16 protein-coding genes and 1 pseudogene are annotated in these 21,346 nt (G+C 66.8%); 13 read left to right on the forward strand and 4 right to left on the reverse strand.

Features of this window, described 5'->3' with window-relative positions:
* From L540_RS15345 to coq7, 3 genes and pseudogenes are all read right to left on the reverse strand, one after another.
* Positions 1 to 269: pseudogene (locus L540_RS15345) on the reverse strand (Vi polysaccharide biosynthesis UDP-N-acetylglucosamine C-6 dehydrogenase TviB); the annotation flags it as partial.
* Between the two features lie 99 nt (positions 270 to 368).
* Positions 369 to 1,472, reverse strand: a complete 1,104-nt coding sequence (locus L540_RS15350) for an MraY family glycosyltransferase (RefSeq protein ID WP_043214150.1) — start codon at positions 1,470 to 1,472, stop codon at positions 369 to 371.
* Between the two features lie 730 nt (positions 1,473 to 2,202).
* On the reverse strand, positions 2,203 to 2,862 hold the full coding sequence (gene coq7, locus L540_RS15355; protein WP_043214148.1) for a 2-polyprenyl-3-methyl-6-methoxy-1,4-benzoquinone monooxygenase: 660 nt from the start codon (positions 2,860 to 2,862) through the stop codon (positions 2,203 to 2,205).
* 127 nt (positions 2,863 to 2,989) lie between these two features.
* Here coq7 and L540_RS15360 point away from each other — a divergent pair, with 127 nt between their 5' ends.
* Genes L540_RS15360 through L540_RS15370 form a run of 3 tightly spaced genes read left to right on the forward strand, consistent with a single transcriptional unit; the run spans position 2,990 to position 4,927 of the window.
* Positions 2,990 to 3,421, forward strand: coding sequence for an OsmC family protein (locus L540_RS15360; protein ID WP_043214146.1), 432 nt, complete (start codon positions 2,990 to 2,992; stop codon positions 3,419 to 3,421).
* A gap of 46 nt (positions 3,422 to 3,467) precedes the next feature.
* Positions 3,468 to 4,439, forward strand: a complete 972-nt coding sequence (locus tag L540_RS15365) for a thymidylate synthase (RefSeq protein WP_043214144.1) — start codon at positions 3,468 to 3,470, stop codon at positions 4,437 to 4,439.
* Complete coding sequence (locus L540_RS15370; RefSeq protein WP_043214142.1) at positions 4,436 to 4,927, forward strand: dihydrofolate reductase; 492 nt, start codon at positions 4,436 to 4,438, stop codon at positions 4,925 to 4,927. The genes L540_RS15365 and L540_RS15370 overlap by 4 nt, the downstream gene beginning before the upstream one ends.
* On the opposite strand, the gene L540_RS15375 is transcribed toward L540_RS15370, so the two are convergent.
* Positions 4,906 to 6,339, reverse strand: coding sequence for an aminotransferase-like domain-containing protein (locus tag L540_RS15375; RefSeq protein ID WP_043214139.1), 1,434 nt, complete (start codon positions 6,337 to 6,339; stop codon positions 4,906 to 4,908). The two genes, L540_RS15370 and L540_RS15375, sit on opposite strands and share 22 nt — an antisense overlap.
* A 158-nt stretch (positions 6,340 to 6,497) precedes the next feature.
* Here L540_RS15375 and aptA point away from each other — a divergent pair, with 158 nt between their 5' ends.
* The 10 genes from aptA to L540_RS15425 all read left to right on the forward strand — a co-directional run bounded on the left by aptA (position 6,498) and on the right by L540_RS15425 (position 21,334).
* Positions 6,498 to 7,823: an omega-aminotransferase AptA gene (gene aptA, locus L540_RS15380; RefSeq protein ID WP_043214137.1), complete on the forward strand. Its 1,326-nt coding sequence runs from the start codon at positions 6,498 to 6,500 to the stop codon at positions 7,821 to 7,823.
* A gap of 45 nt (positions 7,824 to 7,868) precedes the next feature.
* The gene (locus L540_RS15385) at positions 7,869 to 9,362 is read left to right on the forward strand and encodes a CoA-acylating methylmalonate-semialdehyde dehydrogenase (RefSeq protein ID WP_043214134.1); all 1,494 of its coding nucleotides are present in this window, start codon (positions 7,869 to 7,871) and stop codon (positions 9,360 to 9,362) included.
* Between the two features lie 119 nt (positions 9,363 to 9,481).
* Positions 9,482 to 10,984 (forward strand): M81 family metallopeptidase, encoded by a 1,503-nt coding sequence (locus tag L540_RS15390; protein WP_043214130.1) that lies wholly within the window; start codon positions 9,482 to 9,484, stop codon positions 10,982 to 10,984.
* 82 nt (positions 10,985 to 11,066) lie between these two features.
* Positions 11,067 to 12,632 (forward strand): ABC transporter substrate-binding protein, encoded by a 1,566-nt coding sequence (locus tag L540_RS15395; protein WP_043214128.1) that lies wholly within the window; start codon positions 11,067 to 11,069, stop codon positions 12,630 to 12,632.
* A gap of 76 nt (positions 12,633 to 12,708) precedes the next feature.
* The gene (locus L540_RS15400) at positions 12,709 to 13,650 is read left to right on the forward strand and encodes an ABC transporter permease (RefSeq protein WP_029578285.1); all 942 of its coding nucleotides are present in this window, start codon (positions 12,709 to 12,711) and stop codon (positions 13,648 to 13,650) included.
* A gap of 2 nt (positions 13,651 to 13,652) precedes the next feature.
* Entirely contained in the window at positions 13,653 to 14,546 is an 894-nt protein-coding gene (locus L540_RS15405; protein WP_043214126.1) for an ABC transporter permease, read from the forward strand.
* Between the two features lie 2 nt (positions 14,547 to 14,548).
* Positions 14,549 to 16,201 (forward strand): ABC transporter ATP-binding protein, encoded by a 1,653-nt coding sequence (locus L540_RS15410; RefSeq protein ID WP_043214124.1) that lies wholly within the window; start codon positions 14,549 to 14,551, stop codon positions 16,199 to 16,201.
* A gap of 58 nt (positions 16,202 to 16,259) precedes the next feature.
* On the forward strand, positions 16,260 to 17,735 hold the full coding sequence (locus tag L540_RS15415) for a M81 family metallopeptidase (RefSeq protein WP_043214122.1): 1,476 nt from the start codon (positions 16,260 to 16,262) through the stop codon (positions 17,733 to 17,735).
* Positions 17,736 to 17,832: 97 nt separating this feature from the next.
* On the forward strand, positions 17,833 to 19,275 hold the full coding sequence (locus L540_RS15420) for a YdgA family protein (protein WP_043214120.1): 1,443 nt from the start codon (positions 17,833 to 17,835) through the stop codon (positions 19,273 to 19,275).
* A gap of 169 nt (positions 19,276 to 19,444) precedes the next feature.
* Complete coding sequence (locus L540_RS15425) at positions 19,445 to 21,334, forward strand: DUF945 family protein (RefSeq protein ID WP_043214118.1); 1,890 nt, start codon at positions 19,445 to 19,447, stop codon at positions 21,332 to 21,334.
* Positions 21,335 to 21,346: the final 12 nt, after the last annotated feature.

Below are 21,346 nucleotides of genomic sequence, written 5' to 3' on the forward strand. Positions count from 1 at the left end.
AAATCATCGATGGGCGTGGGCACGGTCACGATGAAGACATTCGCCTTGCCCAGCTCGGCGCGGTCCGTCGTGTAGCTCAGGTGCTTGGCCTCGGCCAGCTCCTTGTCGTCCACTTCCAACGTATGGTCGCTGCCACGGCGCAATTCTTCGATGCGGCGCGTGTTGATGTCAAACCCGATGACGGGGCGCTTCTTGCCAAACTCCACCGCCAGCGGCAGACCGACATAGCCCAGGCCCACAATGGCCAGTTTCACATCTTGAATACGCAAGATAAATCTCCCAGTTACCGTACAACGGCTACGGAATCGATAAAAGGTTCAGGAAATCGTTTGGATGTGCCCGCCGCAGCCGCGGCGGGCGTCAACTCTTCAATGCGTGCGCAGCACCGAGGGCAGCAGCAGCCACCCTGGGCGGCGCCAGGACACCAGGCGCATATACAGCCAGGTATAGACCAGCGCGAAGACCAGCAGGCTGGCGCACAGCGCCCAGGCGTTGTCCCACCAGATCGTGGCCGGCACCAGCCCGATCAGGGCCAGCACCCACATATAGGGCGAGGCCAGGGCATTGCACAGGGCCGGCACCGCGTGCCGGCTGCGCCGGCTGAACGTGACGCGGACCAGGCGGCGGAACACCAGCTGATGCAGGTGCAGCGCGTCGGGCTGATCCACCGGCACGCCGCGCTTGAAGCGGCGGCGCCAGATCGAAAAGCCCGTCTCGAATACAGGGTAGAACAGCACGGCCAGCGCATAGAAAGGCGAGACGGAAGGATTGCGCACCACCAGGAGCACCGCCAGCTCGGCCAGCATGAAGCCCAGGAAGTAAGCGCCCCCGTCACCCAGGAAGACGCGGCCAAAGGGGAAGTTCCAGACCAGGAAACCCAGCGTCGCCGAAGCCAGCGCGGCGGCGATCATGAAAATAGGCATATCGCCCACTTGCAGCGCGACCAGGCTGATGGACACCGCCATCAGCGTGGCGACCATGCCGGCCAGGCCATTCATGCCGTCGACGATGTTCAGGGCGTGCGTGCAGCCGCCCACGGCGAACACGGTAAACAGCAAGGACACGGGCCAATAGGACAGCACCCAATCCACCGGCGCGATGCCCACGCGCGAGACGCCGCCCAGCAGCCACCACGCGATGGCGGCCGAGGCAAAGGCCGCGAGCAGGCGCTTGCTGGCGCCGATGTCCTTGGTGATGTCTTCGAGCAGGCCCGCCACGAAAACCGGCAAGGCCGCCACGAAGAGCGCGGGCCACAGCCAGGTCAGGGTCATGTTGCTGGGCCCCAGCACCAGCAGGCCCGCCAGCGAGCCGGCCAGCACGGCCAGGCCGCCCACGCGGGGCGTGGCGCGCGTATGGGACGCCTGGGGTTTGTTGAGGTCGCTGTCGCCAGTGAAGGCGCCATGCCAGCGTTCTGACGCGACGATGAGTCCCCCCACCATGAAAGCGACCACGCAGATATACAGCCAGGTCACAAGATCACCTTTGGTTGGTCTACCGAGACAGGTCCGCCATTATGTGCGGCACGTGTAACGCCCATATATGGGAGAGATATTCAAGTGCAAGTCGCAAGTACAGAAAGTAACGCCTGGGTCACAGGCCGCCGCCCTACCGGACCAAGATATGTCCGATACAAATTGATTGTAGAGCTTTCCTCTCGGCTACGCCGTGAAATTTAAGGGAAAACACTTAGCCCATTGTCCCAATTATTAACAATGGGGGACAGGACCGTTACAGACGCCACCCAAACGAAAAAAAAGCCCGAGATCTGACGATCTCGGGCTAAATCCACCAAAGGAGGAGGGTGGAGGAGACAACCGTGGCATGCCTGGGTAACCCTGGCGACCCGGGGAGCGCGGGAGGGGAAGTACCACTACCTCTTTGCTCTACCTGGGACCGCTACGCTAGGCGCTTGCACCATCGCGTTTCGGCATCCGTTGAATGAATAGTAGAGGATTCTTTTGTGCGTTGCAAGATTTTTTTTGGAATCCGCTTTCACGATGTGCAATTGTGGGGTTTGCGCCGCAAGCTCCCCGGAGAGCGAAGCCAGGCAAGGCTTTGGGCCGATTCGCCCTAATACGGCCCTATTTTTAAGCGGCGGCTCGCGGCGGGGAAACCCTTGGGTATTAACCCCAAGAAACATCGGCCCTGCCGCCCCCTTGCCGCCCCTGCGCGGCGGGCATTGCGGCAGCGCACCATCGCGGTTCAGAGATGGTAGGCCGTGCGGGTCATGACCTTGGACATGGCGCGCATCAGGCCGCGCACGGGCGCCGGCAGCGCGACGCCGCCGGCGCGTTCGGCACTCTCGCGGTGGCCGGCCTCGTCATCCTTCATCTGGCGCACGATTTCGCGCGAGCGCTCATCGTCGGGCGGCAGCGTATGCAGGTGCTCATCGAGGTGGGCTTCGACCTGGCGCTCGGTCTCGGCCATGAAGCCCAGGTTGCGCGGCACGCCGGCCACGCTGGCCGCCACGCCCAGCGCAAAGGATCCCGCATACCAGAAAGGGTTGAGCAGGCTGGGGCGGCTGCCCAGCTCCTTCAGGCGCTCATCGCACCAGGCCAGGTGATCCACCTCTTCGGCGGCCGCGTCGCGCAGCAGCGCCCGGGTGGCGTCATCGCGGCAGGCCGCGGCCTGTCCCCGGTACAGCGCCTGCGCGCAGACTTCGCCCACATGATTGACCCGCATCAGGCCGGCGGCGTGTCGTTTCTCGGCTTCGGTGAGGGTTTCGGCCGTCTCGGCGGCGCGGGCGGGGTAGGCGCGCCCGGCCACCGCCGAGCGGGACAGCACCTGCAAGGCGCGGTCCACCTCGACCAGCATGGCATCGAACGGGCCCCGGCGGCGAACGAGCGGGGTGGCGGAAATCATATGCGGCTCCTTCTGTGCGCCCCGCCCCTGAAAGCAGCCGGGGAACTCCAACGGGGATTGTAGCCAACGGGTATGATCGGCCTTTGACCGGGCGCAAGCGCCCTCTTCCCGCACAAGGATTTCCGCGATGGAATGCACGATCGACTGGGGCGGCCCCTCGGGCATGCTCTTCATGGCCACCACTGGCAGCGGCCACGTCACGGCCATGGACGGCGCCGTCGAGGGCGGCGGCCACAACCGCGCCCCGCGCCCGATGGAAATGCTGCTGGCCGGCACCGGCGGCTGCACGGCCTATGACGTGGTGCTCATCCTCAAGCGCGGCCGCCACGATGTCACCGGCTGCAGCGTCAAGCTTGAAGCCGACCGCGCCGACACCGATCCCAAGGTGTTCACGCGCATCCATTTCGCTTTCACGGTGACCGGCAACAAGCTGCCGCAGGCCGCCGTCGAGCGGGCGGTCCAGCTGTCGCACGAAAAATACTGCTCGGCCTCGGCCATGCTCGAAAAAACCGCCGAACTGACCTTCTCGGTCGAGATCGTCGACACGGCCGCCGCCTGACCCCTCTCCGTCTTGCCCCGGGCGCGCCGCGCCCGCCCACCCCGCGATGAAACAGTATCTCGACCTCGTCCAGTCCATTCTCGACCACGGCGCCTGGCAGGAAAACCGCACCGGCGTGCGCACCCTGTCCATGCCCGGCGCCATGCTGCGCTTTGACCTGCAGCAGGGCTTTCCGGCGGTCACCACCAAGAAGCTGGCCTTCAAATCGGCCATCGGCGAGCTGGTGGGCTTTATGCGGGGCGCGCGCAGCGCGGCCGATTTCCGCGCGCTGGGCTGCAAGGTCTGGGACCAGAACGCCAATGAAAACAGCCAGTGGCTGGCCAATCCCTACCGCGAAGGCCCCGACGACCTGGGCCCGGTCTATGGCGTGCAATGGCGCAACTGGCCGGCCTACAAGCTGCTGCCGGCGGCCCGTCTGGCGCAGATCGACGACGCGCTGGGCCGCGGCTATGCGCGCGTGGCCACCATCGACGAAAACGGCGTGCCCCATGTGCTGCTCTACAAGGCCGTGGACCAGCTGCGCCAGTGCCTGGACACTATTCAGCGCAATCCTTCGGACCGACGCATCCTCTTTCACGGCTGGAACTGGGCGCAGATCGAAGAGATGGCGCTGCCGCCCTGCCACCTGCTCTATCAGTTCCTGCCCAACGCCAGCACGCGCGAAATCTCGCTGTGCCTGTACATCCGCTCCAACGATGTGGGCCTGGGCACGCCCTTCAATCTCACCGAAGGCGCGGCCCTGCTGCATCTGGTGGGCCGCCTGACGGGCTACAAGCCGCGCTGGTTCACGTATTTCATCGGCGATGCGCACATTTACGAGAACCATCTCGACATGCTGCGCGAACAGCTCACGCGCCAGCCCTACGAGGCGCCGCGCCTGGTCCTGTCCGACCGTATCCCGGATTTCAGCCAGACCCAGCGCTATGAGCCCGAATGGCTGGAGCGCGTCGAGCCGGGCGATTTCGTGCTCGACGGCTATCAGCATCACGCGCCGCTGACCGCGCCCATGGCGGTATGAGCATGGCGCGCCTGATCCTCGTCGTCGCCTACGCCCGCAACCGCGTCATCGGCCGCGGCAACACCCTGCCCTGGCGCCTGCCAGGCGACCTGGCGCATTTCAAGCGCACCACGCTGGGCCATCCCATCGTGATGGGCCGCAATACCTGGGAATCGCTGGGCCGCCCGCTGCCCGGCCGCCAGAACATCGTGGTCAGCCGCAATCCGGCGTACCGCGCCGACGGCGCGCGGGTCGTGCCCGATCTGCAGGCCGCGCTGGACGCGGCCGAGGCCGAGGACGTCTACGTCATCGGCGGCGCGCAGATCTACGCCCAGGCCCTGCCCCTGGCCGACCGCATCATCGCCACCGAAATCCAGGCCGATGTGGACGGCGACGCTTGGTTTCCGCTGTTGCCCGGCTATGCCTGGAAGGAGACCTCGCGCCAGCCCCAGCCGGAAGAGAACGGCTACCGCTACGACTTCGTGGTCTATGACAGGGCCGCCGCCTGAGCGGCGCCTGAGCCGGTCTGCCCGCGCATGAAGCGCCACAAGGCAGGCTGGTCCGCATACGCGACATTGAAGCGCATCCACGGGATGTCGGCCTGGCCGGCGTCGAAGTAGCAGCCCGGCGCCAGCCAGATGCCATCGCGCAGCGCCGCCTCGGCCACGGCCAGCGCGCCCTGCCCGCGCCCTGGCAGCCGGGCCCACAGGAACAGCCCGGCCTGCGGACGCGCGGCGATCTCCAAACCGGAATCGTCCATATGCCGCATGACCTGGGCATGCGCCTGGGCCAGGCGCTCGCGCGTGCGCAGGATATGGGCCCGGAAGCGGCCCTCGCGGATGACCTGATGCACGACCCGCTCCATGATCTCGGGCGAGGTCAGGCCCACGGCCATCTTGGTGCGCGCGATATCGCGCGCCAGGTCGCGGTGAGCCACGACATAGCCCACGCGCACCGAGGGACTGATGATCTTGGAATAGCCTCCGAGATAGATCACGCGCTCGCCGCCGTCCAGCGCGGCCAGCAAGGGCGCCAGCCCCGGCTGCAGCTCGCGCGAGATATCGTCCTCGATGATCCAATAACCATGGCGCCCGGCCGATTGCAGCAGGCGGAAGGCATTGGCCATGGACAGGGACATGCCCGAAGGGTTCTGCAGCACGGTGTTGACGAAGAGCGCGCGCGGCCGGTGATCGCGCACCGCCGCCTCCAGCGCCTCGAGATCGAGCCCCTCTTCGCCGCGCGGCACGGCCAGCACGCGCATGCCCGCCAGGCGCAGCAGCTGCAGCAGGTTGGCATAACAGGGCTGCTCGACCAGCACCGTATCGCCCGGCCGCAGCACGCTGCGGATGACCATGTCCAGGCCGTGGGTCACGCCCTGGGTGAGCACCACCTGTTCGGGGCCGGCCTGCAGGCCGTGCTGGGCCAGCGCGGCGACTATGCTTTCGCGCAGCGGCGCATAGCCTTGCGGATGCCCGTAGCCGGAGATGCGCAGCGCGGGCACCCGCCCCATGTGCCGCAAAGCCAGATGCAGCCCCTCCTCGTTGAGCCACTCGCCCGGCAGCCAACCGCAGCCGGCCTTGATGGGAATGGAGTGGTCGGCATAGATATCCGACAGCAGCCAGTCGGTGTTGAGCCGGGGCGGCGCCCAGGCCGAGGGGCGGGCCGCGGGCGGGCGCGGCGGCGCCAGCACGCGATAGCCCGAACCCGGGCGCGCGGCCAGCCAGCCCTGGGCGACCAGCCGGTTGTAGGCGCTGGCGACGGTAAAGGTGCTCAGGCCGTGCTCGCGCGCGAACTCGCGCACCGAGGCTACGGGCATACCCGGACGCAGCACCTGCTGCTCGATGGCCCGGGCAAACGCCTGCACGACCTGTTCCACCAGGGTGGGCCCCTGTTTGCGCGAGCGCACGGGCTGAAATTCCATGGCTTTTCTATACGGTTTTAGGAAATTAATCTATACAGTTTAGGACTTTTGACCTGATTGTATATTTTCATTCCCCGTCCGGCGGCAGAGAATGCCCTGCATTCCCTATGAGCGCGGGCCGCGAGGCGCCGTGCAGATTTCTCCCCCTGGAGCTCCCCATGAACGCCCCCGCCGGCCTGCCCGACCTGTCCCATCTCTGGATGCCCTTTACGGCCAACCGCCAATTCAAGGCGCAGCCCCGCCTGCTGGCCGGCGCCAAAGGCATGTACTACACCTCGGTCGACGGCCGCCAGATCCTGGACGGCACGGCCGGCCTGTGGTGCGTGAACGCGGGCCACTGCCGCGAGGAAATCGTCAGCGCCATCGCCCGCCAGGCCGGCGAGATGGACTATGCCCCCGGCTTCCAGCTGGGCCATCCGGGCGCCTTCGAAGCCGCCACGGCCGTGGCGGCCTTCATGCCCGAAGGGCTGGACCGCATCTTCTTCACCAACTCCGGGTCGGAGTCGATCGATACCGCCCTGAAGATCGCGCTGGCCTATCACCGCTCGCGCGGCGAAGCCCAGCGCACCCGCCTGGTGGGCCGCGAGCGCGGCTATCACGGCGTGGGCTTCGGCGGCATCTCGGTGGGCGGCATTTCGCCCAACCGCAAGACCTTCTCGGGCGCGCTGCTGCCGGCCGTGGACCACCTGCCCCATACCCACAACCTCGACAAGAACGCCTTCACCCAGGGCCAGCCGGAATGGGGCGCCCACCTGGCCGACGACCTGGAGCGCATCATCGCCCTGCACGATGCCTCGACCATCGCCGCCGTGGTGGTCGAGCCCATGGCCGGCTCCACGGGCGTGCTGATTCCGCCCAAGGGCTATCTGGAGCGCCTGCGCGAGATCACGTCCCGCCATGGCATCCTGCTGATCTTCGACGAAGTCATCACGGCCTATGGCCGCCTGGGCTCGGCGACGGCCTCGGAATACTTCGGCGTCACGCCCGACATCATCACCATGGCCAAGGGCGTGAGCAATGCCGCCGTGCCGGCCGGCGCGGTCGCGGTGCGCCGCGACGTGCATGACGCCATCATCAACGGCGCGCAGGGCGGCATCGAGTTCTTCCATGGCTATACCTATTCGGCCCACCCGCTGGCCACGGCGGCCATCCTGGCCACGCTGGACATCTACCGCCGCGAACGCCTGTTCGAGCGCGCCCGCGAGCTCGCCCCCGCCTTCGAGCGCGCCGCCCACGGCCTGCGCGGCGCCAACCACGTCATCGACGTGCGCAACATCGGCCTGGTGGCGGGCATCGAACTGGCGCCGCGCGCCGGCGCGCCCGGCGCCCGCGCCGCCGAAGTCTTCCACAAGTGCTTCGACCGCGGCCTGATGGTGCGCTACACCGGCGACATCCTGGCCATCTCCCCGCCGCTCATCATCGACGAGGCCCAGATCGGCGAAATCTTCGATACGATCGGCAAGGTCCTCAAGGAAATCGCCTGAACACCCCGGGCGGGCCGCTGCCCGCCCACTTTTCTCCATCGCCCCATGAACAAGCTCACCCACTATATCAACGGCCAGCGGCACGAAGACCGCTCCGGCCGCTACACCGAAGGCTATAACCCGGCCACCGGCGAAGTCATCAGCGCCATCGCACTGGCCTCGGCCGAAGACGTCGGCGCCGCCGTGGCCGCCGCGCGCGCGGCCTATCCCGCCTGGTCCGAAACCCCGGCGCTCAAACGCGCCCGCATCCTGTTCAACTTCAAGGCCCTGCTGGACAAGCACCAGGACGAACTGGCCGCGCTCATCACGCGCGAGCACGGCAAGGTCTTCTCCGACGCCAAGGGCGAAGTCACCCGCGGCATCGAAGTGGTCGAGTTCGCCTGCGGCATCCCGCAATTGCTCAAGGGCCAATACAGCGACCAGATCGGCGGCGGCATCGACAACTGGAGCATGCGCCAGCCGCTGGGCGTGGTGGCCGGCATCACGCCGTTCAACTTCCCCATGATGGTGCCCTGCTGGATGTTCCCGGTGGCGCTGGCCTGCGGCAACACCTTCGTGCTCAAGCCCTCCGAGCGCGACCCCTCCGTCTCGCTCAGGCTGGCCGAACTGCTCAAGGAAGCCGGCCTGCCCGATGGCGTCTTCAACGTCGTGCAGGGCGACAAGATCGCCGTGGACGCCCTGATCGCCCATCCCGATGTCGAGGCCCTGTCCTTCGTGGGCTCCACCCCCATCGCCGAATACATCTATGCCGAAGGCACGCGCCGCGGCAAGCGCGTGCAGGCCCTGGGCGGCGCCAAGAACCACCTGGTGGTGATGCCCGACGCCGACCTCGACCAGGTCACCGACGCCCTCATGGGCGCGGCCTATGGCTCGGCCGGCGAACGCTGCATGGCGATCTCGGTGGCGGTGGCCGTGGGCGACGTGGCGGACAAGGTCATCGAGCGCCTGAAGCCGCGCGTGGCCACCCTGGTGGTCAAGGACGGCATGGAGCCGGACGCCGAAATGGGCCCCCTTGTCACGCCGCAGCACCGCAAGAAGGTGCTGGGCTATATCGAAGACGGCATCGCCGCCGGCGCCACGCTGGTGGCCGATGGCCGCGGCCTGACGGTGCCGGGCCGCGAGCAGGGTTTCTTCCTGGGCGGCACGCTGTTCGACCATGTCACGCCTCAGATGAACATCTACCGCGAAGAAATCTTCGGCCCAGTGCTGTGCGTGGTGCGCGTGCCCGATTTCGCCTCGGCGGTGGATCTCATCAACCGCCACGAGTTCGGCAACGGCGTATCCTGCTTCACCTCGGACGGCGGCGTCGCGCGCGCCTTCGCGCGTCAGATCAAGGTGGGCATGGTGGGCATCAACGTGCCCATTCCCGTGCCCATGGCCTGGCACTCCTTCGGCGGCTGGAAACGCTCGCTGTTCGGCGACCACCACGCCTACGGCGAAGAAGGCGTGCGCTTCTACTCGCGCTACAAGAGCGTGATGCAGCGCTGGCCCGACAGCATCGCCAAGGGCGCCGAGTTCACCATGCCGGTCGCGAAGTAACAAAGACCGCACAAGGCGGGCGCAAGCCCGCCTTTTTCTTTCAAGGAGGTCCCTGGCCAAAAAGCGCAACGCATGTAAATCTGCCTGCGATGATGTCGTTTCCCAGAAGAGGTCAATCAATGCGTATTGCCATAGGCGGCTTTCAGCACGAAACGAATACCTTCGCCCCGTCCCGGGCGGCGTGGGAAGACTTTGCCGATAAGGGCGGAGGCTGGCCCAAGCTGGTCAGCGGGCCGGCCATGTTCGAGACGGTCGCCGGCGCCAACATACCGATCGCCGGCTTTATCGAGGCCATGCCCGGCCACACGCTGATCCCGACGACCTGGACGGCGGCCAGCCCTTCCGGTCCGGTCACCCGCGACGCCTTCGAGCGCATCAGCGCCCTCATCCTCGATGGCCTGCGCCAGGCCATGCCGCTGGACGCGGTCTACCTCGACCTGCACGGCGCCATGGTCACCGAACACCTCGACGACGGCGAAGGCGAGATGCTGCGCCGGGTGCGCGACCTGATCGGCCCGGACATCCCGCTGGTCGCCAGCCTGGACCTGCACGCCAACGTCACGCGGGCCATGGTGCGCCACGCCGACGGCCTGGTCTGTTACCGCACCTATCCGCACGTGGACATGGCCGAGACCGGCGCGCGCGCCGCGCGCTTCCTGCAGAAACGGCTGGACGGCATGCCGCGCCCCCATGTGGCGCTGCGCTCGCTGCCCTACCTGATTTCGCTGTGCTGGCAGTCCACCGACATCGAGCCGGCGCGCAGCCTGTATCGCCTGCTCGACGACATCGAAGGACGCGAAGCCTTCAGCCTGTCTTTCGCCACCGGTTTCCCGGCCGCCGATTTCCCCGACTGCGCGCCCGCCGTCTGGGCCTATGGCGACAGCCAGCGCGCCGCGGACGCCGCCGCCGACGAAATGACGCGCGCCGTGCTCAACGCCGAGGCCGACTTCGGCGGCCGCCTCTACACCCCGGACGAAGCGGTCCAGGAAGCCATGCGCGTGGCCGCCACGGCCAGCAAGCCCGTGGTGATCGCCGACGCCCAGGACAACCCCGGCGCCGGCGGCAGCTCCGACACCACCGGCCTGCTGCGGGCCCTGATCCGCAACCGCGCCCGCCAGGCCGCCATCGGCCTGATCGTCGACCCCGACGCCGCGCTGGCCGCGCACCGGGCCGGCGTGGGCAAGACCGTGCGCATTGCACTGGGTGGACATTCGGGTATTCCCGATGACGAACCCCTGGCCGCCGACTTTATCGTGGAAAAAATCTCCGACGGCCGCTTCGACACGCATGGCGCCTTCTATCGCGGCTTCCACATGGATCTGGGGCCCAGCGCCTGCCTGCGCATCGACGATGTCCGCATCGTGCTGGCCTCCATCAAGGTGCAGATGGCCGACCAGGAGATGTTCCGCTTCGCCGGCATCGAACCCAGGCGCGCGGCCATCCTGGTGGTCAAGAGCACGGCGCATTTCCGCGCCGACTTCACCGATATCGCCGACCGCATCCTGGTCTGCGCGGCCCCGGGCTCCATGCTCATGGATGCGGCCAAACAACCATGGACACGGCTGCGGCGCGGCATCAGAATGGCACCCTGCGGGCCGGAATTCACCCACCCTACCGCATAGCGCCCTTATCGCCGCCACAGGCGGCTTGTTCACAACAAGGGCGGCCTATCCGCCGCCTGCTTGCAGAATCAGGGGAACATCCATGCTGAAGTTCGTTCGAGCGGCCTTTGTTGCCGGGGCAACACTGATGGCGGCGCACGGCGCTTATGCCGAGACCACCATCAAGGCCGTCATGCACTCGCCTTTGCGCCTGACCGACCCGCATGCCACCACGGCGTACATCACGACCTGGCACGGCTACATGATCTACGACACCCTGCTGGCGACTGACGCGGACAACAAGATCCAGCCGCAGATGCTCGACAAATGGGAGGTCTCGCCCGACGGCAAGACCTATACGATGACCTTGCGCGATGGCCTCAAGTGGCATGACGGCAAGCCGGTCACCGCCGATGACTGCGTGGCCTCGATCAAGCGCTGGGCCGCCGGCGACGGCATGGGCCGCACCCTGCTGAAGTTCACCGACAAGATCGAAACGGTGGACGACAAGCAATTCCGCATCGTCATGAAAGAGCCCACCGACCTGGCGCTGCGCGCCCTGTCCAAGCCCACGGGCACGGCGGCCTTCATGATGCCCAAGCGCATCGCCGAAATCCCCATCGGCCAGCCCATCACCGACATGACCGGCTCGGGCCCCTTCAAGGTGGCGGAGTTCAAGCCCGGCGTCAAAACGGTCTACGTCAAGAACGCCGACTACGTCGCGCGCAAGGAGCCGGCCAGCGCCCTGGCCGGCGGCAAGGTGGTCAATGTGGACCGCGTCGAATGGGATGTCATGCCCGATGCGCTCACCACGGCCAACTCCCTGCTCAATGGCGAGATCGATTTCGTCGAGCAGTTCCCGTATGACCTGCTGCCCATGGTGGAAGGCCACAAGGAGCTCAAGGAAGAAACCCTGAGCCCGGTCGGCTACTTCACCATGTACCGCTTCAACTTCAAGTACCCGCCCTTCAACAACAAGAAGATCCGCCAGGCCGCCATGTACGCCATCGGCCAGGAAGACGTCATGAAGGCCCTGGTGGGCAACCCCAAGTACTGGCAGACCTGCGCCTCGCTGTGGGGCTGCGGCACGCCTTTCCAAAGCGATATCGGCAAGGACATGACGGTGCCCGCCAATATCGACAAGGCCAAGGCGCTGCTGAAAGAGGCGGGCTACGACAACACGCCCATCCTCATCATGCACGCCACCGATGTCGGCACCCTGAGCGCCCAGCCGGTCGTGATGGCCCAGGCGCTGCGCAAGGCGGGCTTCAACGTCAACCTGCAAGCCATGGACTGGCAGAGCGTGGCCACCCGCCGCGCCTCCAAGGCCGCGCCGGCCGAGGGCGGCTGGAACATCCACAACACCAACTGGTATGCCACCGACATCATGGATCCGGTGCGCTCGGCTCCGGCGGGGGCCAATGGCGACAACGCCTGGTTCGGCTGGCCCGATTTCCCGCAGATCGAAGAACTGCGCACCAAGTTCGCGCTGAGCGCAGACCCGGCCGAACAGAAAAAAATCGCCGACGAGGCGCAGCGCATCGGCATCGACGAGGGCCTCTACGTGCCCCTGGGCCAGATGTCGGTGCCCACCGTGTACTCGACCAAGCTGAGCGGTCTGGTGCACGCGCCTGTCTTCGCATTCTGGAACGTGAAGAAGGCCCCCTGATCCACGCAACACGCGGCCCGCGCGCGCAGCGGCGCGCGGGCCGGCCGCCACGGCGGCGCTATCCACGGGGAAAAATATGCTGGCATTCGTATCACGCCGGCTACTGGCCACCATTCCAGTGCTCATCATGGTGGCGGTAGTCGTCTTTGCTATTCTGCGCTTGAGCCCGGGCGACCCGGCCATCATCATGGCCGGCGACGGCGCCACACCGGACCGTATCGAACAGATCCGCCAGGCCATGGGCCTGGACCAGCCGCTGCTCAAGCAGTTCTTCATCTGGGCCGGCCATCTCCTGCAAGGCGATATGGGCACCTCGCTGATGTCCGGCGTGCCGGTGCGGCAACTGATCGGCCAGCGCCTGGAGCCTTCCCTCAGCCTGGCGGCCATCACGCTGGTCTTCACCCTGATCATCGCCATTCCGCTGGGCGTGCTGGCCGCCTGGCGGCGCGGCAAGCTGCTGGACCGCGCCGTGATGGGGTTTTCGGTGATGGGCTTCTCGGTGCCCGTCTTCGTGACCGGCTACCTGCTCATTTGGGCCTTCGCCATCAAGCTGGGTTGGTTCAATGTTCAGGGCTACACCCCGCTGTCGCAGGGTTTCTGGCCCTATCTGCACCGCCTCATCCTGCCCTCGCTGGCCTTGTCCACGGTCTACATCGCCCTGATCGCCCGCATCACGCGCACCAGCGTCATCGAGGTCATGGGAGAGGACTTCATCCGCACCGCGCGGGCCAAGGGCCTGGGCGAGACCGGCGTCCTGCTGGGCCACGCCCTGCGCAACGCGGCCGTGCCCATCGCCACCGTGGTGGGCGTGGGCGTGGCGCTGCTGATCAGCGGCGTGGTGGTGACCGAATCGGTCTTCAACATCCCCGGCCTGGGCCGGCTGGTGGTCGAAGCCGTGCTGGCGCGCGACTATCCGGTCATCCAGGGCCTGACGCTGTTCTTCGCCTTCGTGTACGTCTTCATCAATCTGCTTGTCGATTGCGCCTACACGGTGTTCGACCCGCGCATCCGGTACTGAACATGCAGACAGACGCCATTACCGACGACGCCCTGCCCGGCAGCGGCAGCCCCAATGCCGGCGCCTGGCAGCGCCTGCGCCAGGAGCTGCGCAGCTGGCCCGTCCTGCTTTCGCTGGCCATCCTCGTGCTCGTGGCGGCCGGCGCCCTGTTCGCGCCCTGGATGGGCACGATCGATCCCACCGCCATCAATCCCGGCGCCCGCCTCAAGCCGCCTTTCGGCGACTTCCTGCTGGGCACCGACGCCTTTGGCCGCGACGTCTGGTCGCGCGTGGTCTATGGCGCCCGCGTGTCGCTGATCGCCGGCCTGGGCGCGGCCCTGATCAGCGTCGGCCTGGGACTGGTGATCGGTGTGCTGGCCGGGTGGTTCCGCAGCCTGGACGGCATCATCATGCGCACCATGGACGCCATCATGGCCATCCCCGGCATCCTGCTGGCCATCGCCCTGGTGTCGGTCAGCGGCGCGAGCCTGACGACCGTGCTGGTCGCCATCACCATCCCCGAGATCCCGCGCGTGGTGCGGCTGGTGCGCGGCCAGATCCTGAGCGTGCGCGAGGAACCCTATGTGGAGGCCGCGCTCGCCCTGGGCACGCCGCTGCCGCTGCTGCTGTGGCGGCATATGGTGCCCAGCACCATCGCGCCGCTCACGGTCCAGGGCACCTATGTCTTTGCCTCCGCCATGCTCACCGAGGCCATCCTGAGCTTCCTGGGCGCGGGCATACCGCCGGAGATCCCCTCCTGGGGCAACATCATGTCCGAAGGCCGCATGTATTTCCGCATGCTGCCCGGCCTGATTCTCTTCCCCGGCCTGTTCCTGTCGCTGACCGTGCTCTCGGTCAATATGCTGGGCGACGCCCTGCGCGACGCGCTGGATCCCAAAATGGCCCGACGGAGCTGAACATGCATCAACCCCATTCCTCCGACGCCGTGCTTTCCATCCAGAACCTCACCGTCGAGGTGCAGGGCGCCGGCAACCGCGTGGTGCGCGACTTCAGCCTGCAGGTGCGCCCCGGCGAAACCGTCTGCGTGGTCGGCGAGTCCGGCTCCGGCAAATCGGTGACGTCGCTGGCCGTCATGGGCCTGCTGCCGGCCGGCATCCTCAAGGTGCAGGGCGGCAGCATCATGGTCGAAGGCGAAGACGTCGTGCGCGCCACGCCGCGCCGCCTGCGCGAGATGCGGGCCACCCACATGGCCATGGTCTTCCAGGAGCCCATGACCGCGCTCAACCCCGTGCATACCGTGGGCCGCCAGGTCGACGAGGTGTTGCGCCTGCACCGCCGGCAGATGAGCCGGGCGCAGCGCCGCGAGAAAGTGCTGGAGATGTTCCGCTCCGTGCACCTGCCCGATGTCGAGCGCGTCTACGACTCCTACCCGCACCAGCTCTCGGGCGGCCAGCGCCAGCGCATTGTCATCGCCATGGCCCTCATCCTGGAGCCCAAGCTGCTGATCGCCGACGAGCCCACCACGGCGCTCGATGTCACCACGCAGAAGCAGATCCTGGCTCTGATCAAGGAGTTGCAGGAAAAGCAAGGCACGGCCGTGCTATTCATCACGCACGATTTCGGCGTGGTGGCCGAGATCGCCGACCGCATCGTCGTCATGAACCGCGGCGACCTGATCGAATCCGGCACGCGCGACGATATCCTGGCGCGACCCAAGGAAGCCTACACGCGCCGCCTGGTGTCCTCGGTGCCCAGCCTGGTTCCCATCGAGCGGGCGGCCCCCGACGGCATGCCGGTGCTGCATGTGCAGAAGCTGGGCCGCACCTATTCCAGCCGGCGCGGGCTCTTCGGCGCGGGCGGCCACTCGGTCGTGGCCGCGGCCGACGTCAATCTCATCCTGCGCCGCGGCGAGATCCTGGGCATCGTGGGCGAATCCGGCTCGGGCAAGTCCACGGTGGCGCGCTGCATCATGCGCCTGATCGAACCCACCGAGGGCACGCTATGCCTGGGTGGCGAGGACGTGGCGCGCGTGCGGGGCGCGGCGCTGCGCCCCCTGCGCCGGCGCATCCAGATCGTGTTCCAGGATCCCTACCGCTCGCTCAATCCGCGCCGGCCGGTGGGCGAATCCATCATCGAGGGGCTGCTCAATTTCGGCACGCCCCGCGCCGAGGCCGAACAGCGCGCCGGCGACATGCTGCGCGTGGTGGGCCTGAGCCCGGATGTCATGCAGCGCTATCCGCATCAGTTCTCGGGCGGCCAACGCCAGCGCATCTGCATCGCCCGGGCGCTGGTCATGGAACCTGAAGTGCTGGTGGCCGACGAAGCCGTCTCCGCGCTGGATGTCTCGGTGCAGGCGCAAGTGCTGGAACTGCTCGAAGAAGTGCGCCGCCGCACCGGCGTGGGCGTGCTCTTCATTACCCACGACCTGCGCGTGGCGGCCCAGATCTGCGACACCATCATGGTGATGCAGCGCGGCCAGGTCGTGGAGACCGGCAGCGCAGCCACCGTTCTCACCCAGCCCCAGCACGCCTACACGCGCGCCCTGATCGACGCCGCGCCGGGACGAGGCTGGGACTTCCGAAATTTCCGCCCCCTGCAGGCGGCTGCCTGAAGCCGCCCGCGGAGCATGGCCGCGCCACGGGCCGGCCCCACATGACAAGGAGCAGTAGATGCGTTGGCTGTTGGCAATGATCAAGCACGAGACCAATACTTTCTCTCCCGTGCCCACGCCGCTTGAGCGTTTTTTCCGCGGCAATCCGGAAATCCTGTCGGGCGAGCGCGCCATCCGCGCCTACGAAAACACCGACAGCGGCCTGGGCGGCTATATCGAGGTGGCGCGGCGCGAAGGCGCCGAGATCGTCGTGCCGGTGGCGGCCGAATCCTGGCCCAGCTCGCCGACCGACGCGGCCACCTATGAAAAGCTGTGCGGCCTCATCCTGGACGAAGTCCGCAAGGGCGGCTACGACGCCATCCTGCTGGACCTGCACGGCGCCATGGTCGCCGAGGGCGTGGAGGACGCCGAAGGCCAGCTCCTCAAGCGGCTGCGCGAAATCGACCCCAGCACCCCGGTGGGCGTGACGCTGGACATGCATGCCAACATCTACGACGACATCATCGCCAACGCCAATGTCGTCACCGGCTTTCATACCTATCCCCACGTCGACATCCGCGAAAGCGGCGTGCGCGCCGCCGACATCATTGTGCGCATGCTCAAGGGCGAGATCAAGCCCGTGATGCGCTGGGGCAATGTGCCCATGCTGCCCCACATCATGTGCCAGGGTACGCATGCCGATCCCAACAAGTCGCTGCAGGCGCGCTGCATCGAGCTTGAGCGCGGCGACGTGCTGGCCGCCTCGGTCTTCGTGGGTTTTCCGCACGCCGACATCCGCGAAGCCGGCTTGTCGGCCGTGGTCTGTACCGATGACAAGGTCCGCGCCGCCGAGCAGTACCGCGACGAATTGCTCGACACCGCCTGGACCCGCCGCGCGCAATGGGTTTTCCATCCCGAGCCCCTGGAGCCGACCATCGCGCATGCCAAGACGCTGACCGAAGGGCCGGTCATTCTCCTGGACCACTTCGACAACACCGGCTCGGGCGGCACCATGGACACCACGGCCGTTCTGGCCGAGGTCCTGCGTCAAGGCCTGGAGAACGTGGCCTTCTACGCCATCTGCGATCCGCGGGCGGCCGAAGAAGCGGCCGCCGCCGGCGTGGGCAAGACCCTCACGCTGACACTGGGCGGCAAGGTGCCCATGCCCGCCCTGAAAGTCCAGAGCGAGCCGCTCACGGTCACCGGGCGGGTCAAGCTGATCTTTGACGGCGTCTATCTCAACCGCGGCCCCATGTACCGCGGCGTGCGCAACGACACCGGCCTGACCGTGGTGCTGGACACCGGCAAGGTGGAGATCGTCATCGTGTCGCGCCACCAGGAGCCCTTCGACATCAACTGCCTGCTGTCGGCCGGCATCGACCCGCTGCAGAAGCGCTACGTGGTGCTGAAGTCGCGCGTGCACTGGCGCGCGGGCTTCTCCGAGATGGCGCGCGCCATCATCGAGTGCACCGGCGTGGGCGTGACGACCTCGGATTACAGCCAGATCGAGTTCAAGCATGTGAGGCGGCCCATCTATCCGCTGGATGCGATGTAGGCGCAAAACCCCGCGCTATACTCCCTCGGGTTTACCCTTGCCGCGGCGCGGCAAGGGGCCGGCGCGGCTGGCGCCATCAACACCGACGAGGAAAGACATGAAAAAAGGCGTGGCGATAGGCGCTGGCGTGGTCGTAGTGGTGGCGGCCGCCTGGCTGGGAGGCACCTGGTATACCGGCCAGCGCATCGCCGACGACAGCCAGGCGCGCCTGGAACAAGTCAATGCCTACCTGGCCGCCACCTATCCCGGCACCGGGCTGCATGTCGAACAGCTGTCTTTTGTTCGCGGCTTCTTCTCCACCCAGGCCCGTTATGGCCTGGCGGCCACGGCGCTGCCCGGCAGTCCCCTCAAACCGGGCGAGCGCCTGGAGTTCGACGCCCGCGTGGATCACGGGCCGCTGCCGGCCGGCGCCCTGGCCCGCGGCCATTTCCTGCCCGCCATGGCCTATGTGCACACCGAGATGGCCGACACCGAGGCGGCCCGGCCTTTCTTTGCCGCGGCCCAGGGCAAGAACCCCCTGCTCACCAATCTCGTGCTCCAGTACGGCGGCGGCGCCTCGGTGCAGGCCGAGGCCGCGCCGCTGCAATGGGCCGAACCCAAGGTGGATTTCGGCGGCGCGCGTTTCGAGGGCGATATCGGCAAGCACCTCGGCAGTCTCAAGGGCCAGCTGCAGGCCAAGCCCATTACCCTCCTGCTGCCCAAGGACGAAACGCTGCCCGCCACCCAGGTCAGGCTCGGCGACAGCGTGGCCGACTTCGACAGCAAGCTGGGCAAGGCCGGATATCAGGTCGGCACGAGCAGCCTGCGCATCGACCGCGTCGAGATCCAGCCGCAGGGCGATGGCGGATCCTGGCTGAGCGAAGACATCACCTACAAAGGCCTGGTGACCGAGGACGACCGCTTTCTCAATGGCCAGGTGGACATTTCGGCCGGCAAGCTCGCGCTCAATGGCGCCGCGCTGGGCAGCCAGCAGATCAGCATGAAGTTCACGCGCCTGGACGGCCAGAAGCTCAAGGCCGTCAACGAGGTCTATGTGCGCCTGGCCCAGCAAGCGGCCGAGCAGGGCCGCAAGCCCGGCGACTTCAGCGGCGAGCAGACGCGACAGCTGGCCGAAGCGGCCCTGCCGCTGCTGGCCGACAACCCCACCCTCACCCTTGATCCCTTTGCCTGGAAGAACGACAAGGGCGAAAGCCGCTTGAGCCTGGCGCTCACCCTGGCCCAGCCCGCCGACCGCCAGGCCAGGGGCGCCGACCTCACGCGCCAGCTGATCAAGAGCCTGGAGGCCCGGCTGGTGCTGAACAAACCCATGATGACGGCCATGGGCACGGCCATCCTCAAGCTGCAGGGCGCCAGCGAAGAAGAGGCCGCCCGGCAGGCCGCGCGCCAGGTCAACAATATCGCTGGTATGGCCATGATGCTCAACCTGGGCAAAGCGCAGGGAGACGACCTCATCGGCACCCTGCAATATGGCGATGGCAAGCTCAACCTCAATGGCCGCGACATGCCCACCGATGCCCTGATGGGCGCCCTGCCCCGCTGACGCTGTTCTTCCGCTCCTGATTCGCCGGCCGCTCGGCGCCAACCTCTTTGCAATTTGACATGGCTCGTAACCCGAGCCGCCACTGCCGGCCGCATGCCCTGGCTATACTCGCCGCGGGCCAGACCCCGGCCGCCTCGGCGTGCCGAGCGATTACTCAGGAACACGGAAAATGAAGAAAAGCGTTGCGATCACCGCGGGCGTGATCATTGTGGCGGCGGGCGCGTGGCTGGGCGCCACGTGGTATACGGGCAAGCGCATCGAAGCGCAAACCCAGCAGTATCTGGCCCAGGCCAATGAGAAACTCGCCAATGCCCTGCCCGGCGTGGGCATCCGCATCGAACAGGATCGCTACGAGCGCGGGTTCTTTGGCAGCCAGGCGCGCTACACCATCACCTTCACCACCGAGCGGACCGAAGAAGAAAAAACACCAGTCACCGTCGCGGTGGCCAGCCGGATCGAGCACGGCCCCTTCCCGGGCGGCGCGCTCAAGCGCGGCGCATGGCTGCCGCAACTGGCCTTCGTGCACTCCGAACTGGAGAACAGCGAATTGCTCAAGCCCGTTTTCGACATGACGCAAGGCAAGCCGCTGCTCTGGAGCGATGCCGTGGTGAGCTACAACGGCCAGGCCGACGGCGAAGGCGGCGTAGCCGCCTTGAGCCTGAAGGATGACGAGGGCTCCTTCAGTTTCAGCGGCGCCACTGTCCGCTCCCGCTACGATCACCGCGACCAGAGCATCAAGGGCCGCATCGAAGCCGATGCCTTCGTGCTCGATATCCATGAAGACGACGAGCCGGTCAAGGCCAGCGTCAAGGGCATCGGCGTGGATATCGATAGCCGCATGGGCAAGTTCGGGCTGTCGGTCGGCACCTCGGGCATGCTCGTCAAGTCGTTGGAGCTCGCCAGCCCCAACCTGGAATCGCCCCTGCGGGTCGACAACCTCGGCTACGCCATGGACATCACCGAAGACGACAGCGTCGTGGGCGGCAAGGCGGTCTACAAGATCGGCAAGGTGAGCCTGGGCAAGGAAGACTTCGGCGGCGGCGAGCTGGCCCTGTCGGCCGCCCATCTCAACGGTCAGAGCCTGAAGGCCTTCACCGAAACCTACCGGCAGATGATGCAAGGCCTCATGGCCGGAAACGAGGCCGACGACGGCCTGAAGGATGAGCAGATCGGCGCGCTGATCGAAAGCGGCGGCAAGCTGCTGGCCGGCAACCCCAGCATCGCCATCGACCAGCTGGTCTGGCGCAATGCCGCGGGCGAAAGCCGTTTCGATCTCAAGGTGGACCTGAGCAAGCCCCAGGGCGATGCCGGCAACGCCGATGACTTCATCCAGGGCGGCGCGGACTTCCTGCAAAAAGCGCTCAAGCGCATCGATGCCAACCTGCAGGTATCCAAGCCCATGGCCGCCGCGCTGGCCGAACAGATCCTGCGCCTGCGCGGCGCCAGCGCCGAGGACGCCAAGCGCGAAGCGCAGGAGTCCATCCAGGCCCTGGCCGGCATGGCCGAGATGATGAACCTGGGCCGCAATGACGGCGACAACCTCGTGAGCAAGTTCAGCTATGCCGATGGCCGCGGCGAACTCAACGGCAAGGAGGTGCCCGTCAAGGAGTGGCTGGCCGAACTCGCCGGCGGCGGCATGGATGAAGACGAGGCGGACTCGGCCATCGTCGATGAACTCGATCCGGAGATGGTGGCCGGCATCATCGACAGCGCGGGCTACGACTATGGCTACGATGAGAGCAAGAAAGTATTCACGCTCGACGCCGAAGAACTCTCGCCCACCGAAATCACCGTCGCCCTGGTCTGCGCGCCGGCTTGCGACACGCTGCGCATGGCCGCCGTCTATGGCGACCAGCCGGCGCCCTCGGCGGCCGCGATCAAACAATGGAACACCGAGTCTGGCGAATTCGGCCGCGCTTCGCTGAACAAGCAGGGCAAGGCCGTCCTGCAATATGACGTCGACGTCTCCGAGGGCGTGGCCCTGGACACCCTCCAGGCGCTGCTGCAGAGCTTCCTGTCGGTGGCCGACGACTTCCCGCGCGTGCCCGCCGAATCCTGATCGCCCAAAAAT

Origin of the sequence: Bordetella pseudohinzii (genome assembly GCF_000657795.2) — a bacterium.
In the GTDB taxonomy this organism is placed as follows: Bacteria; Pseudomonadota; Gammaproteobacteria; order Burkholderiales; family Burkholderiaceae_B; genus Bordetella; species Bordetella pseudohinzii.